The 19041-nt window shown below is 44.2% G+C and carries 15 protein-coding genes; 9 read left to right on the top strand and 6 right to left on the bottom strand.

What is annotated here, in order from left to right; translation table 11 throughout:
* Positions 1 to 4: 4 nt before the first annotated feature.
* The 3 genes from SWOO_RS14675 (at position 5) to SWOO_RS14665 (ending at position 4504) form a co-directional block, all read left to right on the top strand.
* Positions 5 to 1798 carry an amidohydrolase gene (locus tag SWOO_RS14675; RefSeq protein WP_012325447.1) on the top strand — a complete coding sequence of 598 codons (1794 nt, stop codon included), beginning with the start codon at positions 5 to 7 and terminating at the stop codon, positions 1796 to 1798.
* 176 nt (positions 1799 to 1974) lie between these two features.
* Complete coding sequence (locus SWOO_RS14670; RefSeq protein WP_012325446.1) at positions 1975 to 3822, top strand: DUF294 nucleotidyltransferase-like domain-containing protein; 1848 nt, start codon at positions 1975 to 1977, stop codon at positions 3820 to 3822.
* A gap of 4 nt (positions 3823 to 3826) precedes the next feature.
* Entirely contained in the window at positions 3827 to 4504 is a 678-nt protein-coding gene (locus tag SWOO_RS14665; protein ID WP_041418181.1) for an exonuclease domain-containing protein, read from the top strand.
* A gap of 28 nt (positions 4505 to 4532) precedes the next feature.
* Here the strand turns inward: SWOO_RS14665 and SWOO_RS14660 are convergent, their stop codons facing one another.
* Entirely contained in the window at positions 4533 to 6263 is a 1731-nt protein-coding gene (locus SWOO_RS14660) for an ATP-binding protein (protein WP_012325444.1), read from the bottom strand.
* 362 nt (positions 6264 to 6625) lie between these two features.
* Here SWOO_RS14660 and SWOO_RS14655 point away from each other — a divergent pair, with 362 nt between their 5' ends.
* The 6 genes from SWOO_RS14655 (at position 6626) to SWOO_RS14630 (ending at position 13338) form a co-directional block, all read left to right on the top strand.
* Positions 6626 to 7210: a hypothetical protein gene (locus SWOO_RS14655; protein WP_012325443.1), complete on the top strand. Its 585-nt coding sequence runs from the start codon at positions 6626 to 6628 to the stop codon at positions 7208 to 7210.
* A gap of 373 nt (positions 7211 to 7583) precedes the next feature.
* Positions 7584 to 9128, top strand: coding sequence for a Re/Si-specific NAD(P)(+) transhydrogenase subunit alpha (locus tag SWOO_RS14650; protein ID WP_012325442.1), 1545 nt, complete (start codon positions 7584 to 7586; stop codon positions 9126 to 9128).
* A gap of 14 nt (positions 9129 to 9142) precedes the next feature.
* The gene (gene pntB, locus SWOO_RS14645) at positions 9143 to 10543 is read left to right on the top strand and encodes a Re/Si-specific NAD(P)(+) transhydrogenase subunit beta (RefSeq protein ID WP_012325441.1); all 1401 of its coding nucleotides are present in this window, start codon (positions 9143 to 9145) and stop codon (positions 10541 to 10543) included.
* 351 nt (positions 10544 to 10894) lie between these two features.
* Positions 10895 to 11074 (top strand): hypothetical protein, encoded by a 180-nt coding sequence (locus tag SWOO_RS14640; protein ID WP_012325440.1) that lies wholly within the window; start codon positions 10895 to 10897, stop codon positions 11072 to 11074.
* A gap of 124 nt (positions 11075 to 11198) precedes the next feature.
* A complete protein-coding gene (locus tag SWOO_RS25565) occupies positions 11199 to 12401 on the top strand; it encodes a GGDEF domain-containing protein (protein ID WP_012325439.1) in 1203 nt (400 codons plus the stop codon).
* Positions 12402 to 12630: 229 nt separating this feature from the next.
* The gene (locus tag SWOO_RS14630; RefSeq protein ID WP_195742798.1) at positions 12631 to 13338 is read left to right on the top strand and encodes a ceramidase domain-containing protein; all 708 of its coding nucleotides are present in this window, start codon (positions 12631 to 12633) and stop codon (positions 13336 to 13338) included.
* Positions 13339 to 13389: 51 nt separating this feature from the next.
* Here the strand turns inward: SWOO_RS14630 and SWOO_RS14625 are convergent, their stop codons facing one another.
* From SWOO_RS14625 to dapA, 5 genes are all read right to left on the bottom strand, one after another.
* Positions 13390 to 14454, bottom strand: a complete 1065-nt coding sequence (locus SWOO_RS14625) for a ketoacyl-ACP synthase III (RefSeq protein ID WP_012325437.1) — start codon at positions 14452 to 14454, stop codon at positions 13390 to 13392.
* A gap of 93 nt (positions 14455 to 14547) precedes the next feature.
* Positions 14548 to 15219 (bottom strand): GntR family transcriptional regulator, encoded by a 672-nt coding sequence (locus tag SWOO_RS14620; RefSeq protein WP_012325436.1) that lies wholly within the window; start codon positions 15217 to 15219, stop codon positions 14548 to 14550.
* 115 nt (positions 15220 to 15334) lie between these two features.
* Positions 15335 to 16900 (bottom strand): aldehyde dehydrogenase (NADP(+)), encoded by a 1566-nt coding sequence (locus SWOO_RS14615; RefSeq protein ID WP_012325435.1) that lies wholly within the window; start codon positions 16898 to 16900, stop codon positions 15335 to 15337.
* A 50-nt stretch (positions 16901 to 16950) separates the two neighbouring features.
* A complete protein-coding gene (locus tag SWOO_RS14610) occupies positions 16951 to 17952 on the bottom strand; it encodes a 4-hydroxyproline epimerase (protein ID WP_012325434.1) in 1002 nt (333 codons plus the stop codon).
* A 121-nt stretch (positions 17953 to 18073) separates the two neighbouring features.
* Complete coding sequence (dapA, locus tag SWOO_RS14605) at positions 18074 to 18988, bottom strand: 4-hydroxy-tetrahydrodipicolinate synthase (RefSeq protein ID WP_012325433.1); 915 nt, start codon at positions 18986 to 18988, stop codon at positions 18074 to 18076.
* Positions 18989 to 19041 lie beyond the last annotated feature (53 nt).

Below are 19041 nucleotides of genomic sequence, written 5' to 3'. Positions count from 1 at the left end.
ACGTATGTTTAGAATTATTGGAACCATCGCCCTCGTTGCCGCACTGAGTGCCTGCAGTCAGGATGAACCGAAAGCTTTGCCAAACATCCCTCAAGCTGGCGTTATTAAGCAAGATATAGCTCCCAAACCTTACCAGTTACAGCAAACTCTCTTCTTTGGTGGCGATATCCTGACCATGGTGGGTGATAAGCCCGAGTATGTCGAAGCTGTTGTTGAACGTGAAGGAAGAATTGTATTTACCGGCAGCCAAGCCGAGGCATTTAAACGCTTTGAGGGTAAGGCTGAGCTATACGATCTAAAGGGTAATACTCTAATGCCTGGTTTTATTGAGCCCCATCTTCACCCCTCAATTGCTGCGTTGATGTTACCGAATGAAGTGATAGCGCCTCATGACTGGGTGCTTCCAGATGGTGTGAAAAAAGGTGTGCAAACCCCAGAGGCTTACATTAAGCGTTTATCGCAGTCGATTAAAGATAATGCTAAATCTGACAAGATGTTCTTCGTATGGGGTTATCACCAGCTTTGGCACGGCGAGTTAAACCGTGAAACGCTCAATAAGCTTTCACCTGATAAGCCCGTTGCGGTTATTCATCGATCATTTCATGAGATTTTTCTTAACGATAAAGCCATTGAGATGTTTGGTATTAAAGAGAGTGAGTTTAGTGGCAACCCTCAAGTAGATTGGAAAGGTGGACATTTTTATGAGGGAGGCTGGTTAGCTTTAGTGCCTAAGATTAGCCATATTCTGGTTGATCCGCAGTCATATAAAACGGGTTTGGCTAAGATGACCCAACTTATCCGTAAAAATGGCATTACGACTATCGCTGAGCCAGGCTTTCCCAGCTCAGATTTTAAGATGGAGTATGACCTGCTGAAGCAGGAGATGGACAAAAAGCCACCTTATGATGTTTACCTGATCCCTAACGGTACTCAGCTGTACGCCATGGCGGGAAATGATAATCATAAAGCCATGGAAGTGATGGAAAATCTGCCAGAGCAGTACAATACAGACAATATCAAGTTCCTTCCTAAGCAGGTTAAGTTATTTGCCGATGGTGCTATCTACTCTCTTTTGATGCAGATGAAAGAGGGTTACGCCGATGGCCACCAGGGGGAGTGGATGACACCACTGACCCTGTTTAAAGAGCAGTTGAGTTTATATTGGCAAAATGATTATAAGATCCATGTTCACTCTAATGGCGATCTTGGTATTCAGCAGGTGCTCGATTACAACTCAGAAGATCAACAGCGTAACCCTAAAAAGGATCACCGCCTCACCTTGCATCACATGGGGTATTTTACAGATAAACAGGCCGATGAGATTGCAGGTTTGGGGATTGAGGCGTCAGTTAATCCTTTCTATCTTTGGGCGTTAGCTGATAAATATGCAACCGATGGCTTAGGGGCTGAGCGAGCAGGGTCGCTGGTTCGGGTTAAATCGTTAACAGACAGAGGAGTGCCTGTTTCATTCCACTCTGACTTTGCCATGGCTCCGGTTGAACCACTGACTTTAGCTTGGACTGCCGTTAATCGAGTGACGGCTAATAATAGCCTGCTTTCTCAAGAGCAGCGAATTGATGCCTATACTGCGATGAAAGCGATCACCTCGACGGCTGCGAGAACATTAAACCTTGAGAAAAGCATTGGTACTATTGAGGAGGGGAAAACCGCTAATTTCACAATATTAAAGGAAAATCCACTAAAGGTAGAACCTATGGATATCAAAGATATTGCTATTTTAGGCACGGTTTTTCATGGTGAAACCTTAGTCAATAAAGTGAGCAATCTAAAGCAATAACAAGACCTGTTTCATCTAGGAGCCTAATAGGGTTAAATGAACACTATTAGGCTCTAATATTTTCTCTTCCACACTCCTTAAATTCTAAGGTGAACCTCTCTTACGCCATTAGTCGAATATCTGCATTAGGTTGCATTAGGTATAGTTTTATAATCTAGAATTGTGGCAGTCGATCTATGGATGCAAGTGAGCTTCAACCGATTACAGATTTTATACAGGGACTTGTCCCCTTCGATACTCTGTCTAATTCGACACTGGATCGATGTTGTAAAAGTTTAAGTGTTGGCTATTACAGCAAAGCATCTGCCTTTGTTCCTTTGGATGAAACAGATCCTCAGCTATACATTGTTCGCAGTGGTGCTTTTGAGGTGAGAAATGATGATGGGGAGCTACTTGATCGATTGGGAGAGGGGGATTATTTTGGTTTCCCTTCACTCCTGTCTGGTGAAAAGGTCAGTAACCGGGTGCGCATTTTAGAAGATGGCTTGGTCTATCATCTGGACCCCGATACCTTCGATTATCTGCGTGTTGAGAGTCGGCAATTTGATCGCTTCTTTAACCGTGCTTTCGCCAAACGTCTCCGTCATCAAGCTAGGTTTAAAGCGAAAGAGTTAACCACGACTAGCAGAGTCAGCTCCTTGATGTCGAATAACCCTCTTATCATCGATATAAACGCCTCAGTCAGTGATGCGGCGAAGAAGATGCGTGAGGCTAGAGTGTCCTCTGTACTGGTGATTGATAACCATAAACTGTGTGGAATTTTAACCGACAGAGATCTGCGAAATCGCGTGTTAGCAGAGGGACAAGATGGCAGTTTGCCTGTGCATCAAGCCATGACCACTCAGCCAAAAGTGCTCAGCTCTAATGCTTTAGTCTTTGAGGCTATGCTCTTGATGAGTGAACATGGTATTCATCATCTGCCCATTGTCGATGATGAGAGAGCGGTTGGCGTTTTGACCAGTACCGATATTCTGCGTGGGCAAAGTTCGCAACCTTTGCTCTTGATTGGCGAAATAGAGCGCCAAAATAGCTTAGATAGCCTTATCTCTGTGAGTAAACAGATCCCACTGCTCCTACAAAACTTAATCAGTGCCGATGCCAGAGCTGAGGAGATTGGTCGGGTACTGACCTCTGTCACCGATGCCTTGACTCGTAGATTGATCATATTAAATCAAAAGCTGCTCGGTGAAGCACCGATGGCTTTTTGCTGGCTGGCCTTTGGATCCCAGGGGCGACAAGATCAGGCTGCTTGTTCAGATCAAGATAACGGATTACTGCTTGCCCATGAGCCTGATGAGGCCGCATCAGGCTATTTTGAGGCATTAACAAAAGCTGTTTGTAGCGGCTTAGATAAGTGTGGTTATATCTTTTGTCCCGGCGATATTATGGCGCAAAACCCCAAGTGGCGTTTAAGCCTCTCACAGTGGCAAAGCCGATTCGCTAGTTGGGTTAATACACCTGAACCAAAAGCCTTAATGCATGCCAGTATCTTCTTTGATATGCGCTCGGTGTTTGGTCCCACTTCCCTGTTCGATAGTCTGCAAGACAAGGTGTTAGCAGAGACCAAAGATAATGATATTTTTCTGGCTGGTATGACAAATAACTCACTGGTCGAGTCGCCACCTTTAGGTTTTTTTAAGAAGTTCGTGCTCGAGCGTGACGGCTCTGAAGTAAAGGGGATTGATCTTAAACATAAAGGTAATGCGCTAATTAATGACATTGCACGTGTCTATGCCCTGTCGGCAGGGATTAAAGAGGTGAATACGGCAAAACGGATCCGAGTGTTAATGGAGAAAGATATTATTAACCGCAAAGATGCACTTAATCTTGCCGATGCCCATGAGTTTATCGCCCATATGCGCCTCTCTAATCAGGGCTATCAACATACTCACGCTATGCCCATCTCTAACTACTTGCAACCTAAACACCTCTCCTCTTTAGTTAGGCATCAATTGAGGGATGCTTTCAAGGTGGTTCACGATGCTCAGTCTGGTATAAAGCTGAAATTTACTCGGAGCTTCTGATTTGCTGTCTCGCTACCTTTTAAAAAGTAAACTCTGTTGGCGCGCCTTTCGGGCTGAGGATCAAGCTCTTAAGACCTATTACCACGGACAGCAATCCCTACTGGAACTCGACGTTGAGCGTGCCCCCTTGTTGGCTATCGACCTTGAGATGACAGGGCTCGATGCCCAGTTTGATCAGATCTTAAGTATTGGTATCGTTCCGATCGAAAAGGGCAGACTTATACTGTCAAAAGCTGAGCATAAATTGGTGAAAATAGAGGGTAGTGTCGGTCAGAGTGCCACAATCCACGGTATTTTAGATCACCACCTTAATAGCGCGGTATCTCCAGAGGAGGCGATGACCTGGTTTTTAGAACGATGCCAAGGACAGATGCTGGTGGCTCATCACTCTCCCTTAGATTTGGCGTTTTTACAAAAAGGGCTATCAACACATTTTCGCCAGAGAGTGACCTTGATGGCTATCGACACCTTAGCGATAGAGAAGCGTAGATTAATGCGTCAGCATGAAGTGCTCAAGGAGGGGGCTTTGCGACTTGGAGCAAGTAGAGCGCGATACGGTTTGCCTGTTTATGCGGCTCATAATGCCTTGATTGACGCCATAGCCTGTGGTGAGCTTTTGCTGGCTCAGATCAGTGCCATAGGCCAAGGCGAAAGTGTAAAACTGACAGAGTTACTGGCTTAAGTCGACATAATTTAAACTGGCGAGTTGATTAATTCAATGGATTCCATTTCATTAATATCGCCTTAAGATCGGCAATCTTATAGGGTTTACATACAATATCATCCATTCCACACTGCTTACATTGCTCTATCTCGGTTGAGGTTGTTCCTGCGGTGAGAGCGATGATGGGATTCGTGTAATTTTGTTTGCGCAGCTCTCTTGTAGCCTGAAACCCATCGACAACGGGCATTCTGCAATCCATAAAAACGATGTCGACTTCAGTGTCGCTTAAAAAATCGATCGCTTCCTGACCATTATCTACCACAAATGGCGGGATATTAAATTTGGCTAGCATCATCTTTATCAATGTCTGGTTGATATGGCTATCTTCGACGACTAATACCGTTAATGAGTCGAAATCTGTGTAATTAAATTCAGCTGGCTGACTGATTTGTTGGGCTTGTGTGACAGCTAGCGGTAGGGTGACGGTAAAACTGCTGCCCTTATCGGGTTGGCTTTCAAGTGCTATCTGACCAAGCATCTCATTGACGAGCAGTTTACATATAGTTAAGCCTAATCCGGTGCCTTCATAAAGGCGGTTACTGCGGTTGTTTACTTGAGTAAAAGGATCAAATAGGTTGGCGAGATGTTCTTTGGGGATCCCACATCCAGTGTCAGAAATGACAAATCTAAATGAGGATTCATGCCAGTCAATCTTGATTGAAATCTTACCTTTGTCGGTAAACTTGATTGCGTTACCAATTAGGTTGACAAAAATTTGCTTAATTCTGTCTGGATCTCCTGAGAGGTTTTCAGGTGTCTTGGGATCGATCTCAAAGTCAAAAGCTAACCCTTTTTCAGCAGCTTGAGGAGCAAAGGTATTTTGAATGGCGTTAGTGAGTTCCAGTGTTGAAAAAGCCACCTCGTTTAACTCCAACATACCTGCATTTATCTTACTGATATCTAAAAGATCATTAATGATGACTTTGAGTAGTTCTCCCGATTGAACCATATTCTTGATAAGCTTTTCTTGGTAATCGCTTAGCCGTGTTTCAATCATCAGCTCTGTATTTCCCAGCAAGCCATTTAGTGGGGTTCTTAGCTCATGATTGATCATGGCTACAAAGTCTTTGGTTGAGCGCTCAGATTGTTCTGCTCGAGTTTTCTGCGCCAATGTTTTATCCAGTAATACCTGTCTTTGGTAAGCGGCTGAAATCATGTTGGAGAAGAGAAATAGCTGCTTTTCAATCGTCGATAACCAATTGTTTGGTACGGATAAATTGATATACAGTGAGCCTAGAGTGTGCTGGTTTTCCCCTATTTTGACGATAAGTTGTCGCTGAGGATATTCAGAGTCTGTTGTTTGCCCTTTGTTATGGGGCGCCCATTGAGTAAATGTGCCTGCTGAAAAGTTGGCTTGATGACTGGTTTTTTGCTCATTTTTAAACACAAGCTGACTAGACTCAACATGTTTTAGTTTCGCTAATGTGTCCATCAGGCTTTGTAGGAGATCATTTGAAAGAGGTTGCTGGAGAAAGTTTTGATTAAATTCAAGTAGAATTGACTCTAAGTTACTTTTAAGTCCTATCAATGCTGTGTCTTGGTCGGATTTCTCTTGTATTGAAAAGAGTGAAGCTTCAACCTCCTGCTTAGCAAAATAGAGTTCACGACTTTTCTGGTTGAGCAGTTTCTCCGCTTCTAACCTAGCACTACGCTCTCGCTGCGCTTTTCGGGTAAGTACAGCAATGGTCTTGATTAAGTCAGCCTCTTTATCACTCATAAACCAACAGCTTTCCTATCTTGCTAATTTTATCTTGTAGATGAATGTTTTATCGCTAATTGTGAACTTATAAAAACAACATAATATGATGTCATTATCACAGCCCATAAAAAATTAAAACTTTAGAAACATACATTTAAAGCTAGTGGAGAGTTAAAGTTTTGGCAATTTTTTCCAATAAGATGAAGATTAATATTTTGTTTTGCTGGCAATCAATTTAAGAGGCATGCTCAATATCATTTATGGAACCATAGATTTAGTTACATTTGTGCTGTTTCATTCTTAAAGAATATTTTCTAGATTGGTATTAATAGTGACTACCTTAGTTGTGAGTTTATCGTATTCAGACTCGGAGCAGACTTATGCCATTACCCTTACTTTGGCTTGGAGGCGCAGCAATTGGTGCAGTGCTGCTAGCCGATGAACGAGAGAAGCGTCATCAATTAGAGCTAAAGCGGCGCAAAGGGATAGCCCCTAAAACCTTTAAAGAGGGGGATCACCTTCCACTGGCACCTAGTGTGTGGCAAGCAGGGCACAAGAAAGTGCAACCACAACCTGGTTCAATTATCTGCTGTTTTGTTTATGGTTTGATTGAGCACACTGGGATATGGCTAGATGAACACACGTTAATTGAGTTACATGGTAGTGGTTTAGTGAGAGCGGTATCAACTAAACGCTTTTTGGCGGGACGTACAGGGAGCAAAATTTTTGTGGCTTGCAGTCACGATCATCAAGTTCTTGTGGAGCCTGCCATGTTAGAAAAGGCTCAGCAGGCTATTTACACCTACCGGGAGTACGACCTTTTCGATAATAACTGTCACCGTTTTGTTTGGTCCTGTTTAAGCGGTAAAGAGGAGTCGCTATCTAGCTTTAATGATCTTAATCAACGTCTAGCTGGTTACTTTAACCAGAGTCTCTATTGGGATGAAGCTAAGTTGGATATCTAGTATCGATTTGTATACCAGCTGAGTAAAGAACTTCATCTATTATTGAGGCTAGATATTCCTCATCTATGTAGATGAATCTGATAACAATTGTAAATAACTAATAGCATAATGAGATTGACAGCCTACCACTAGCAAACATCTCCCTGAAAATAATTGACCTTAAGCTCAATTATTGAAAATTATTGACCCATCACCCAAATATCTTGGTATTGTTGGTATGGTTTATGACGCGCCTGATTGAATATTGATGGCGGCAATGACCCTATCTATTGCTATGTCATAACACACTATAAAAAATTACCTAGTGCATTGCCGAGTCTAATCTCGTGTTAATCGCAGTAGAGAACATCACTATCGACACCAGGAAAACATTATGCAAATCGGAATACCAAGGGAGATCCTTAACCAGGAGAGCCGGGTAGCCGCGACACCAGCCACTGTTGTTCAGCTTAAGAAATTAGGTTTCAGTGTTGTGGTGCAACGCGGTGCCGGCGAGGCAGCAAATTTTAAAGATGAAGCGTATCAAGAAGCGGGTGCTGATATCGTTAGCCTCGAAGAAGCGTTTCAAGCGGATCTCATATTGAAAGTCAATGCGCCTACTATCGATGTAGATACCGGCGTTGATGAAGCCGATCTATTGAAAGCCGGTGCGACAGTGGCAAGCTTTGTATGGCCAGCCCAAAATCCTGAGTTGTTAGAAAAGTTTAAGGCGAAGGGGATCAACCTACTTGCCATGGATATGGTGCCGCGTATTTCACGTGCACAATCTCTCGATGCTCGTAGCTCATTAGCTAACGTAGATGGTTACCGCGCCGTTATCGAAGCAGCAAATCACTTTGGTCGCTTCTTTACTGGACAGATCACCGCTGCGGGTAAAGTGCCACCGGCGAAAGTCTTAATCATTGGTGCAGGTGTTGCAGGTCTTTCTGCCTTGGGAGCTGCGGGGAGTTTAGGAGCTATCGTTCGCGCCTTTGATACCCGTCCAGAAGTGAAAGAGCAGATTAACTCTATGGGCGCCGAGTTCTTAGAAGTTGATTTCGAAGAGGAGTCTGGCTCTGGTGATGGTTATGCCAAAGTCATGAGTAAAGAGTTTATCGAAGCTGAGATGGCACTGTTCCGCGAACAGGCTAAAGAGGTTGATATCATTATCACCACAGCGCTAATCCCCGGTAAACCTGCACCTAAGCTTATCCTTGAAGATATGGTTGGCTTAATGAAGCCTGGTAGTGTCATTGTCGATTTGGCGGCGGCTAATGGCGGTAACTGTGAACTGACCGTACCCGGAGAAGTGGCTGTGGTTAACGATGTGACTATTATCGGTTATACCGAACTGTCGCGCCGTTTACCGACACAAGCAAGTCAGCTATACGGTACGAACTTAGTGAACCTGCTTAAGCTGATGGTGCCAGAGAAAGATGGCAACTTTGTGATTGATTTCGACGATGAAGTTGTTCGCGGTGTGGCTGCGGTTAAAGATGGTGAGATCACTTTCCCACCTCCAGTTATCCAGGTTAGCGCCCAGCCTCAAGCCAAAGCGGAAGAGGCGGTAGCTGAAGTTGTTGAGAAGAAAAAGAACCCTTGGATAAAACCAGTCTTAGCTGTGGTAGCGGCAGGTTTATTTGGCCTAATTGCTAACTCTGCGCCAGCGGACTTCCTGCAGCACTTTAGTGTCTTTGTGCTTTCCTGTGTTGTTGGTTATTACGTGGTTTGGAATGTGAGTCACTCCCTTCATACTCCTTTGATGAGTGTGACTAACGCGATCAGTGGCATCATTGTTGTGGGTGCTTTAGTACAGATGAATAGCGACAGTACGGCGGTACTCATCTTATCCGGTATCGCGATACTTATCGCTTCCATTAACATTGCCGGTGGTTTCACCGTCACTCAGCGTATGCTGAAAATGTTCCGTAAAGACTAAGGGGATTGACGAACATGTCTATAGGATTATTAAGTGCAGCTTATCTTGTTGCTGCAGTCCTGTTTATCTTCAGTCTTGCAGGCTTAAGTAAGCAGGAAACCGCTCAGCGCGGTAATATCTTGGGTATTATCGGTATGGTGATTGCGGTTATTGCAACCCTTGCCAGTACTCAAATCGAAGGTAACAGCTGGATTGTTACCGGTGCGATGGCCATTGGTGCTGCAATTGGTGTGCGTTTAGCACTGAAAGTTGAGATGACAGAGATGCCTGAGCTGGTGGCGATTCTTCACAGTTTTGTGGGGATGGCTGCGGTTTTGGTTGGTTTCTCAAGCACGTTAGATCATGGCTCCTTAATGGATGCAGTAACAGGCCAGATAGATCCTGTTGCTAAAACCATTCACGATGTCGAGGTCTTTTTAGGGATCTTTATCGGTGCGGTGACCTTTACTGGCTCTGTGGTGGCATTCGCTAAACTCAGAGGGTTAGTGAAGAGCGCACCTAAGTCACTTCCTGGCGCGCATTGGTTGAACCTAGGGATGATCGTTGTCTCTGTGATACTGGGTATCTACTACATGCAGACTGATGCTATCACTGCATTAGTTATCATGACCTTCATCGCCTTTGTGTTTGGTTATAACCTAGTATCGGCGATTGGTGGTGCGGATATGCCAGTGGTTGTCTCTATGCTTAACTCTTACTCAGGTTGGGCAGCAGCTGCGGCAGGATTCATGCTAGGCAATGACCTGTTGATCATCACAGGTGCACTGGTAGGTAGCTCTGGTGCTATTCTCTCTTACATCATGTGTAAGGCGATGAACCGCTCATTTATCTCTGTGATCTTAGGTGGTTTTGGTAGCGAAGGTGGCACTATGGCTGCTGGTGATGCTGAGCAAGGTGAGCATCGCGAAGTACAGGCTGATGACGTCGCAGAGATGTTGAAGAATGCACGTAACGTTATCATCGCACCAGGTTATGGCATGGCGGTTGCTCAGGCTCAGTATCCAGTTGCTGAGATCACTCAGAAACTTCGTCAACGCGGCGTGAATGTACGATTTGCTATCCATCCTGTCGCGGGGCGTCTACCTGGTCACATGAACGTACTTTTGGCTGAAGCAAAACTGCCTTACGATATCGTCATGGAGATGGACGAGATCAATGAGGATTTCGCCGATACCGATGTGGTGCTGGTGATTGGAGCTAACGATACGGTTAACCCTGCTGCGAAAGAGCCAGGTAGCCCTATCTCTGGTATGCCAGTACTTGAAGTGTGGAATGCTGAAAACGTGGTGGTATTTAAGCGTTCAATGGCAACAGGTTATGCCGGTGTGCAAAACCCACTCTTCTTTAAAGAGAATACAGAGATGCTATTTGGTGATGCCAAAGAGAGTGTTTCTAAGATTTTAGCTAGCATCTAATTTGATCTGTTAGCAAAAAATAACAATGCCAGTCAGTGATGACTGGCATTTTTTTCACCTTTTTTTCGTACTGTAGTATTTGTTCGGCGAGTACAGAGCTTGAGTTAAATAATGAGTTGGAGTGATATAACCTATTAGCTAACTAATTATGTTTGATGCAGCTCAACCTTAAGTTTTAATGTTTTGTATTTAATATAAGCATTGAGTATTGTTAAATAAAGTTAGTTTCATATTAGCCATTAAGCTCATGATCTAGATTGGTATTCGATAGTTACTGTGTTTGAATTTTATGGCCTTATGTAACCTATGACAGTTTTACGGGTTAACTGATTAAATAGCAGAGGCGTGATTATGGAAAGCACTAAAGTTAGATTGAGAAACGATCAAAACAACCACCTTAATGATCAAATTGAACAGTTTGATGATTTTGCTCCTGTGGTGAGAAAACCTAATACGCAACTCTATAGCTCGCTTTGTGAAGCATTTAATAGTGACGAGGTGACCTCAATCTATATAAGAGGTTATAACTAAGCTTTTCGCTTAACTATTTATCTCTGGCCTGTTAACCCTTAACAGGCTTGATAATCCACTCATAATTTAGCTGCTCTCATCATTAATTCGTTTCGTCATAGATGCTTTTGCTTGCAATGGCATTATGAGGTTAGCTTTACTAAACTTTGTAGATTCATATAGTTTGTTGGCTAAGGGTTATGGCAAAGTGACCTATATCAACCTTTTATCTCTGCGCTACCCCAAAGATCCTGAGCGGGAGTTGAACTACTTAGAGCGAGTTCATCGCTTTTTTAGTTACTCCATCTCCAATATGCTTGGCTTGATTTTTGGTGCGAGTCTTATCTCAGTTATTCTCTATTACTACGGTGCGATGATTGGACAGATCCAACTTCTATTTGCATGTACCGCTGTGGTTGCCACATGTGTCTATTTAATCTCTAGATACGTTGATAAACATAAACTAGAAGGCGAATTGTTGGCAAACTTACTGATCTCTAGAGTCACTTTAGGTTGTGTTATAGGAGTCTTATATGGCGTCGCCGTTTTTCTGCTACCTAAGCCTATCGAAGAAGCCAGTGTGCTTTTTCTTCTCTGTATCTACCTCGCCTCCATTGCGGTGGCTATTTTTCAGTACTCTGTGATACCGACTTATTACATCTTATTTAATTTCAGTATGTTAATCCCTGTTATGTTTTACTTCGTTATTTTTCCAAGTACCTTTGGTTATCTGATGATTTTAGTACTGATATCTGGCTCACTTATGTTCATATCGAAAGGGTTTAAGATCTCTAAAAACGAGATACATTCAATCACTGTTAATTTAAGGCTGCAGGCTGAGGTGGCTGAACATGTACTGACTAGACAGAAACTACAGGAGATGGCGCTGTACGATAATCTGACGAAGGTGGCTAATCGCCACCTTTTTGAAGAGAGTGCCGAGAACTCTCTTGAACGAGCTAAAGAGCAAAAACAATCCATGGCACTGCTCTATATCGATCTTAATAACTTTAAAACTATCAATGATCGTTTCGGTCATGAGGTGGGCGATAAGGTGTTAATCGAAGCTGCCAACAGGGTTAAAACTAAGATACGACATACGGATCTTGTTGCTAGGTTTGGCGGTGATGAGTTTGTGGTTGTGCTTGAAAATTACAATCTAGATGTAGTGAGAGTCGACCTAATTGATGTCATTCGCGGTGTGTTAAATGAAGATATATTGATAGAAGGTCAGCTGCTTGAGCTGAGGGCCAGTATAGGTGTTTCTATTTTCCCCAATGATGGCAGTAGCTTGAGAGACTTACTTCATAATGCTGACACCCATATGTATAACCAGAAGAAACACTAAATCAATTTAGACTGAGCTTTGTGCTTCATCGTCACTAACCTGAACTAAAATTAAAGGAAAGAAAATTCGTTAACTCCTTTTCTCGTTTGCGTAAGCAGGCTGTTAGATGGGGCGGAGTCGTGTAGTGAATAGGCTGAATCAGAATAATCTTGTTGTAATGGGGTGTTTCAATTGGCGACATGCTCTGTTGCTTGCTATTGTATTCGTCCCCTTACTATGGATTTTTAGTTTGGAACCTATTCCACAACCATCTGTTTACCATGAATTTGCCGACCAAAGAGACCTCATTTATCTGCCTAATTTTATGAATGTATTGTCTAATATTCCTTTTCTTATTATCGGTGTTTTAGGACTTTATCAAACGATGTCCATCTATCAATGGCGTGTGTTAAACGGTTGGACACTACTGTTCATAGGGATTTTATTAGTATTTGCAGGTTCATCTTATTATCACTGGTCACCCAGTAATAACTCGCTAGTCTGGGATCGTTTACCCATGACATTTGGTTTTATGGGACTTTTTGTCGCCTTGATAGGTGAGTATGTGTCAAGCAAGCTCAGTGAAATGATATTACTTCCAGCTCTGTTCATTGGGATCTTATCAGTCTCCTATTGGCATTGGACTGATGATCTCAGGTTCTATTACTGGGTGCAGCTCGTGCCTCTGTTAACGCTGCCTATTATTTTGTTACTGTTTCCTCGGATCTACTCCCATCACAAGTTACTATTCTTGGCTTTTGCTTGCTATGTTCTTGCCAAAATTGCAGAGGTTTATGATCTCAATATCTTTCTGGCCACAGGAGAGTTGATAAGCGGGCACACAGTTAAACACCTATTAGCGGCAAGTGGCTGCTATTTTATACTCTGCATGTTAAGAAATAGAGTTGTCATCGCAAGAGCGTCACGGGGTAAAAGTCAGCGTAAAAAGAAGGCTTGATATAAAAACACCAGCGCGATGGCTGGTGTTTATCAATATCTTAGCTAAGGATTAACCACAAAAGTGCTTAACGGCTTTGCTGACCAACTCTATTCCCGTCTGATCACAAGGAGGGAGCTCAGCATCACTTTCATTAATCGGTGTGACTCTGTCTCCCCATTTGATCAATGCAGCTGCAGAGGTGAGTCCAGCACCAAAAGCGCAGGATAGAATTGTTTGGCCTGGCTGTATCTTACCCTGTTCAAGGGCATCACAGATGGCGATAGGGATGGTGGCCGCCGAGGTATTGCCATAGTTAGCAATGTTCACAATTGCTTTCTCTTTCGGGATTTTCATGCGGCTAATCAGTGTATCAATAATACGCTCGTTGGCTTGATGAGGGATCACCCAGTCAACGTCATCTTTACTGAATTCACATTTTTCAAGCACCTTAGTACTCAATTTACCCATGCCAGCGATAGCACGCTTAAAGATCTCTTGACCGTTAAATTCGATATAGAAATCCAGAGAAGCAGCGCTGAACCTGTCCATAGCAGTACCGAAGCCCGCTTTTAGAATATCACGGCCAGCAGGATCATTATTAAGCTCATAACCCAGCACACCGATAGGCTCATCCGTTGCTTCAAGTACTACAGCGCCTGCACCATCACCAAAGAGAACTGCAGTTTCTCTACGTGACCAATCTAAGTAAAATGAGAGACGTTCAGCGCCAATCACCAATACTTTTTTGCACTGTCCGCTTTTAATTTGTGAGCTGCCTAGGCCTAAGCCGTAAAGGAAACCACTGCAGGCTGCATTAATATCAAAAGCTGCACAGGTTGCGCCTACATTGGCTTGTACTGTAGAGGCGATATTTGGGATCAGTGTATCAGGACTGGCTGTTGCTAAGATGATCATATCTAAGTCACTGCCTTCGATGCCTGCTGCTGCTAGCGCACGCTTTGCTGCCACAGAGGCAAGCTCAGAGGTGTTTACGTGGCTGATGTGACGCTGACTGATGCCTGTACGTGGTTTAATCCACTCGTCCGAAGTCTCGATGAAAGTAGAAAGGTCATGGTTTGTTAGGGTTGCTGGTGGAACACATTTTCCCCAACCGGTAATCGTGGCGTACTGCATCTGGTTTTCTCTCAAATAAAAAAGGCAGAACCTTGGCTCTGCCTTATCAAACATTAGTTTAGCTTAACAAGTCGCCCGTGTTTCAACTGTGATCTATACCACTTGTTGGGCGACAAGGTCGCGTATTGCGTCAGCGGCATGCAGAATATGGGCACGAAGAAGTTCAACGGCTTTGTCAGTCTGTTGATTTTTACAGAAACTGAGCAGATCACGGTGATCTTGTTCGGCGCGAGGGATCCCGCCAGCCAGTAATAATTGTAGACGGATATAGCGGTCACAATTGGTGTTTAAACCATGCACGACTTCTAAAGTATGTGGACGGTTTGCTGGAGAGTATAAGCATGTGTGGAAGCGTGTATTAAGCTCACTCCATGTGGCTACGGCATCCTCTTGCTTAAAAGCTGACTCTAACTCACCTAATACTTTTTCAGCTTGAAGAAAATCTTCATCTTGCAAATTAGGTATGGCTTTAGCTAATAGATCGGTTTCGATCATTGCCCTGAGTTCGAACAGTTCGGTAACTTGTTCAACTGATAGTTCAGTGGCTGTTGCGCCCTTATGGGCTTCAAACTTCACCAAACCTTCAGCTTCTAACTGAAGTAAGGCTTCTCTTACAGGAATACGACTGACATTTAGCTCTTCAGCTAATGCACTTTGACGTAGCGGTTCACCAGCAGCGATATCACCAGAAAGAATTTTTTCTCTAAGCACTTCTACAACGACTTGAGTGCGAGTTTTATGGATAATAGGTGTTGATCGGCTCATAAATTTGGTTTTGACTATTCGTTATTCTATTTTATCCTTCTAAGATTACCGTTATTGCCAATATAAATAAAGGGAAACTATCTTCCCTTTATTTAATTTTATTATTCTAATCGATTTAAAATGTCATCACTTTAGGGTCGGTTAGTTTTAATTCATCGGGTAAAATTGATTCTGGCATATTTTGATAACAGATTGGGCGTTCAAATCGCTTCATGGCCTGACTGCCCACCGAGGTGCTGCGACTGTCTGTACTTGCAGGGTAGGGACCGCCATGATTCATCGAATGACACACCTCTACACCCGTTGGCATTTGATTGAAGATAAGCCTGCCAACATGGTAAGCCACCGCTTCAATGAGATCGCGCTGTTTTGTCAGTTCGGTTTCGCTTCCATGGATGGTGGCGGTTAATTGCCCCTCTAACTCCTCTGCAATCTGAAGCATCTGCTCCTGAGTGTCACACTCTACGAGTATTGCACAAGGTCCAAACACCTCTTGTTGTAGCTCTTTAGATGCTAAGTATGTGCTGGCAGAGACTCTAATTGCCGTTGGACGAGTTTGATGGCTCGCGCTGGCTGCTTGTCCTTGGGCAATTAAATTAACCTGTGTGTCTTTAAGTAGTGCATCGACTTGTGCTTGATAAGTGGATGCGATACCGGGTGTCAGCATTGCTGCAGCCGGTAGAGTAGAGATATCTTCTGTCATGGTTGCGATATAACGGTTTAGCGCTTCACCGGTTTGAGCAACAATGATCCCTGGACTGGTACAGAACTGCCCATGTCCCATCAACATCGACTGAACTTGAGTACTGGCCAATTGTTCTGCTTGCTCTGACAAGAGTTGTGGCAATAGAAATTGAGGATTGGTTGAGCCTAGCTCGCCATAAAATGGAATAGGCTCAGCTCTTGCTGCACATAAGTCGGCAAGTATGCGTCCAACTCTAAGGGAGCCGGTAAAGCCAACAGCTTTAATCTCACTCTGATTAACCAGCTGGGTCGACACTTGTGGTGTGTTGCCTTGGATTAGACTAAATACGCCAGCAGGCATATTACAGCGTTTACTTGCGGTTTCAATTGCGCGAGTCACTAGCTCACTGGTAGCGGCATGGGCTGGGTGGCCTTTAACGATAACGCTGCAACCTGCAGCTAACGCTGAGGCGGTGTCGCCGCCAGCCGTTGAAAATGCTAGTGGAAAATTAGAGGCACCAAAGACGGCGACAGGGCCAAGGGGAAGTACGCCGAGTCGAGTATCAGCTTTTGGGAGCGGCGTACGCTCTGGGTTCGCTAAATCCACTAACTTAGGATCGAGTGGGGCACGAAGTGTGCTGGCAAATAATCTCAGTTGCCCACAGGTTCTGCCTGTTTCTCCTTGAAGCCTAGCCATGGGAAGCCCTGTTTCGAGATGAGCGGTGGCTGTGATGACCTCTATATCAGCTTGTATCGCATCAGCGATGGCCTCTAAAAATGCGGCGCGCTGCGCAGGCGTGGTGGAGCGGTACTGAGTAAATGCGTGTTTCGCCGCTTTTGCCGCCGCAGTAATATCTTGGTTTGTTGCGTTAGCAAATTGCCAATCAAGCGGGGTGTTATCCACTGGATTGAAGCTGGAGAAAGAAGCCGCTTCGCCTGCCCATTCCCCTTGGATATAGTGTTTGCCTGAAACCTGAGTTTTCATTGTTTTTGTCATAATATTTCCTGAATAATGCTGTCAATTAATAAGTGATAAACTGTGAAGGGCTAAATCACTTGAAAACCAAACGCGTAGGGATCGCTATCATCGACTGTGATGGTGTTTTTACCTGTAATGCGCGCCCAACCTTGAATACTTGGCATAATGGCGGGGTGAGTGCCAACTTGAGTGGCTGACTCAATGCGGCCAATAAATTGGCTACCAATAATGCTCTCGTGGGTATATTGATCGCCAACCTTGAGCTGCCCTTTAGTGTAAAGTTGCGCTAACCGAGCACTTGTTCCTGTCCCGCAAGGTGAACGGTCGATAGCTTTATCACCGTAAAATACTGCATTGGCACCGTCAGATCCTTCGCTGATGGTATCGCCTGTCCACAATACATGTGAAACTCCTGATACCGTTGGGTCATCTGGATGTATACAGCTTAATTGTTCGTGAGCTATCTGCCTTATCATTGGGCTCCAGCGCAAGATGTCGGCGGCAGACCAATGCCTTAAGCCTGGGTAGTTGGTTTGAGGTTCGACGATGACGTAGTAGTTTCCACCATATGACACGTCGACCTTTAATGGGCCTAATTCAGGTATATCGAGAATAACATCACTATGGGCAAGGTAAGCGGGCACGTTGTAGATTTTTACCCAGTCGACCTTGTCTCCAGTTTGTTGAAAATCAATGTTTATCTGACCTGCTGGTACATCTATTACCAGTTTCCCAGGTTTTTTGGCCGTTAGCAGCCCAGACTCAATTGCAGCGGTGACGGTTCCGATAGTCCCATGACCACACATGGGCAGGCAGCCACTGGTTTCTATAAAAAGAATCGACGCGTCGGCGTTATCACTACAGGGAGGGTATAAAAAAGCCCCCGACATCATATCGTGGCCTCTGGGTTCAAACATCAGGGCTTTACGGATCCAATCATAGTGATTGAGAAAATCCTGGCGTTTCTCGCTCATGGTGCAGCCCTTAAGGTCCGGGTGGCCACTGGTGACCAAACGAACCGGATTGCCGCAGGTATGAGCATCGACGCAAAAGAAGGTGCCTTTTAACATCTATGCTTTACTCCATCTTCTCCTTTACATCGAGAGCTAAGGTTTTGTTACTGTTTATCTCGATGTGTGGAGAGTGTCTGTTTTTATCAATGGGCTAGCTGTTGAGCTCTCTTTTCGATGCTTAATCTAGGTTGTATTTATTGAGATCGATTCGTGTCTCCATCGCCTCTTTAATGACACTCTCTACATAAGCACGTTCGTCACCGATTAAGCTCATGCGTGGCATACGAACATTTTCGCTGCCGCGGCCAACGATCTGTTCAGCCAGTTTGATGCATTGAACCAAAGTGGGAATAGTATCGAGACGTAACAGCGGCATAAACCAACGGTAGATTTCGCGTGCTTCTTCAATACGACCAGCACGTGCCAGCTTAAATAGGGTGACAGACTCACGTGGGAATACATTGGTAAGGCCAGATATCCAACCCGTAGCGCCTAAGAAGATGCTTTCGAGTGCGATGTCATCGACACCACATAGAATGTTAAAGCGATCGCCAAATTGAGATTGTAGCTCTGTTAGGCGACGGGTATCTGTGGTGGACTCTTTAATCGCGACAATATTCTCCTCTTGAGCAAGAATAGCCGTCATCTCTAAGTTGATATCAACGCCGTAGCTGACAGGGTTGTTGTAGATCATGATGGGAAGCTTAGTCGCACGAGCAACGTGTTGGTAGTGGGCTACCACTTCACGGTCGGTACCGCGATATACCATAGCGGGCAGTAACATCAAACCATCAACACCGAGCTCTGCCACATCTTGTGCATACTTGGCGGCTTGCTCAGCTGTGTTTTCGGTACAACCGGATAAAACGAGAATACGGCCTTTAACAGTTTCTACTGTGTGTTTAATAAACTCACGTTTCTCAGTTGGGCTTAAAGAGGCGTTTTCTCCTATGGTACCGAGTGCGATGATGCCATCGATCCCATCATTAATAAGGTCTTCCAGCATACGGGCATTCGATTCATAGTTAATCGAACCATCATCGTTGAACTGGGTTGAGATTGCTGGGAACACACCTTGCCAATTTACTTTCATCTTAACTACCTCTTTTACTTTTTATACCGATATAACCGGGGTTAATTCCATTG

This window comes from Shewanella woodyi ATCC 51908 (genome assembly GCF_000019525.1).
Taxonomy (GTDB): domain Bacteria; phylum Pseudomonadota; class Gammaproteobacteria; order Enterobacterales; family Shewanellaceae; genus Shewanella; species Shewanella woodyi.
The sequence above is the reverse complement of the archived record's forward strand: the minus strand, read 5'-3'. Positions and strand labels throughout refer to the sequence as shown.

Excerpts from the sequence above, each read along its gene's own strand:
- SWOO_RS14620 (WP_012325436.1), bottom strand. The coding sequence starts at position 15,219 with ATGAGCCGATCAACACCTATTATCCATAAAACTCGCACTCAAGTCGTT.
- SWOO_RS14655 (WP_012325443.1), top strand. The coding sequence starts at position 6,626 with ATGCCATTACCCTTACTTTGGCTTGGAGGCGCAGCAATTGGTGCAGTG.
- SWOO_RS14610 (WP_012325434.1), bottom strand. The coding sequence starts at position 17,952 with ATGTTAAAAGGCACCTTCTTTTGCGTCGATGCTCATACCTGCGGCAAT.
- SWOO_RS14650 (WP_012325442.1), top strand. The coding sequence starts at position 7,584 with ATGCAAATCGGAATACCAAGGGAGATCCTTAACCAGGAGAGCCGGGTA.
- SWOO_RS14660 (WP_012325444.1), bottom strand. The coding sequence starts at position 6,263 with ATGAGTGATAAAGAGGCTGACTTAATCAAGACCATTGCTGTACTTACC.
- SWOO_RS14640 (WP_012325440.1), top strand. The coding sequence starts at position 10,895 with ATGGAAAGCACTAAAGTTAGATTGAGAAACGATCAAAACAACCACCTT.
- SWOO_RS25565 (WP_012325439.1), top strand. The coding sequence starts at position 11,199 with ATGAGGTTAGCTTTACTAAACTTTGTAGATTCATATAGTTTGTTGGCT.
- dapA (WP_012325433.1), bottom strand. The coding sequence starts at position 18,988 with ATGAAAGTAAATTGGCAAGGTGTGTTCCCAGCAATCTCAACCCAGTTC.
- SWOO_RS14625 (WP_012325437.1), bottom strand. The coding sequence starts at position 14,454 with ATGCAGTACGCCACGATTACCGGTTGGGGAAAATGTGTTCCACCAGCA.
- SWOO_RS14675 (WP_012325447.1), top strand. The coding sequence starts at position 5 with ATGTTTAGAATTATTGGAACCATCGCCCTCGTTGCCGCACTGAGTGCC.
- SWOO_RS14670 (WP_012325446.1), top strand. The coding sequence starts at position 1,975 with ATGGATGCAAGTGAGCTTCAACCGATTACAGATTTTATACAGGGACTT.
- SWOO_RS14615 (WP_012325435.1), bottom strand. The coding sequence starts at position 16,900 with ATGACAAAAACAATGAAAACTCAGGTTTCAGGCAAACACTATATCCAA.
- pntB (WP_012325441.1), top strand. The coding sequence starts at position 9,143 with ATGTCTATAGGATTATTAAGTGCAGCTTATCTTGTTGCTGCAGTCCTG.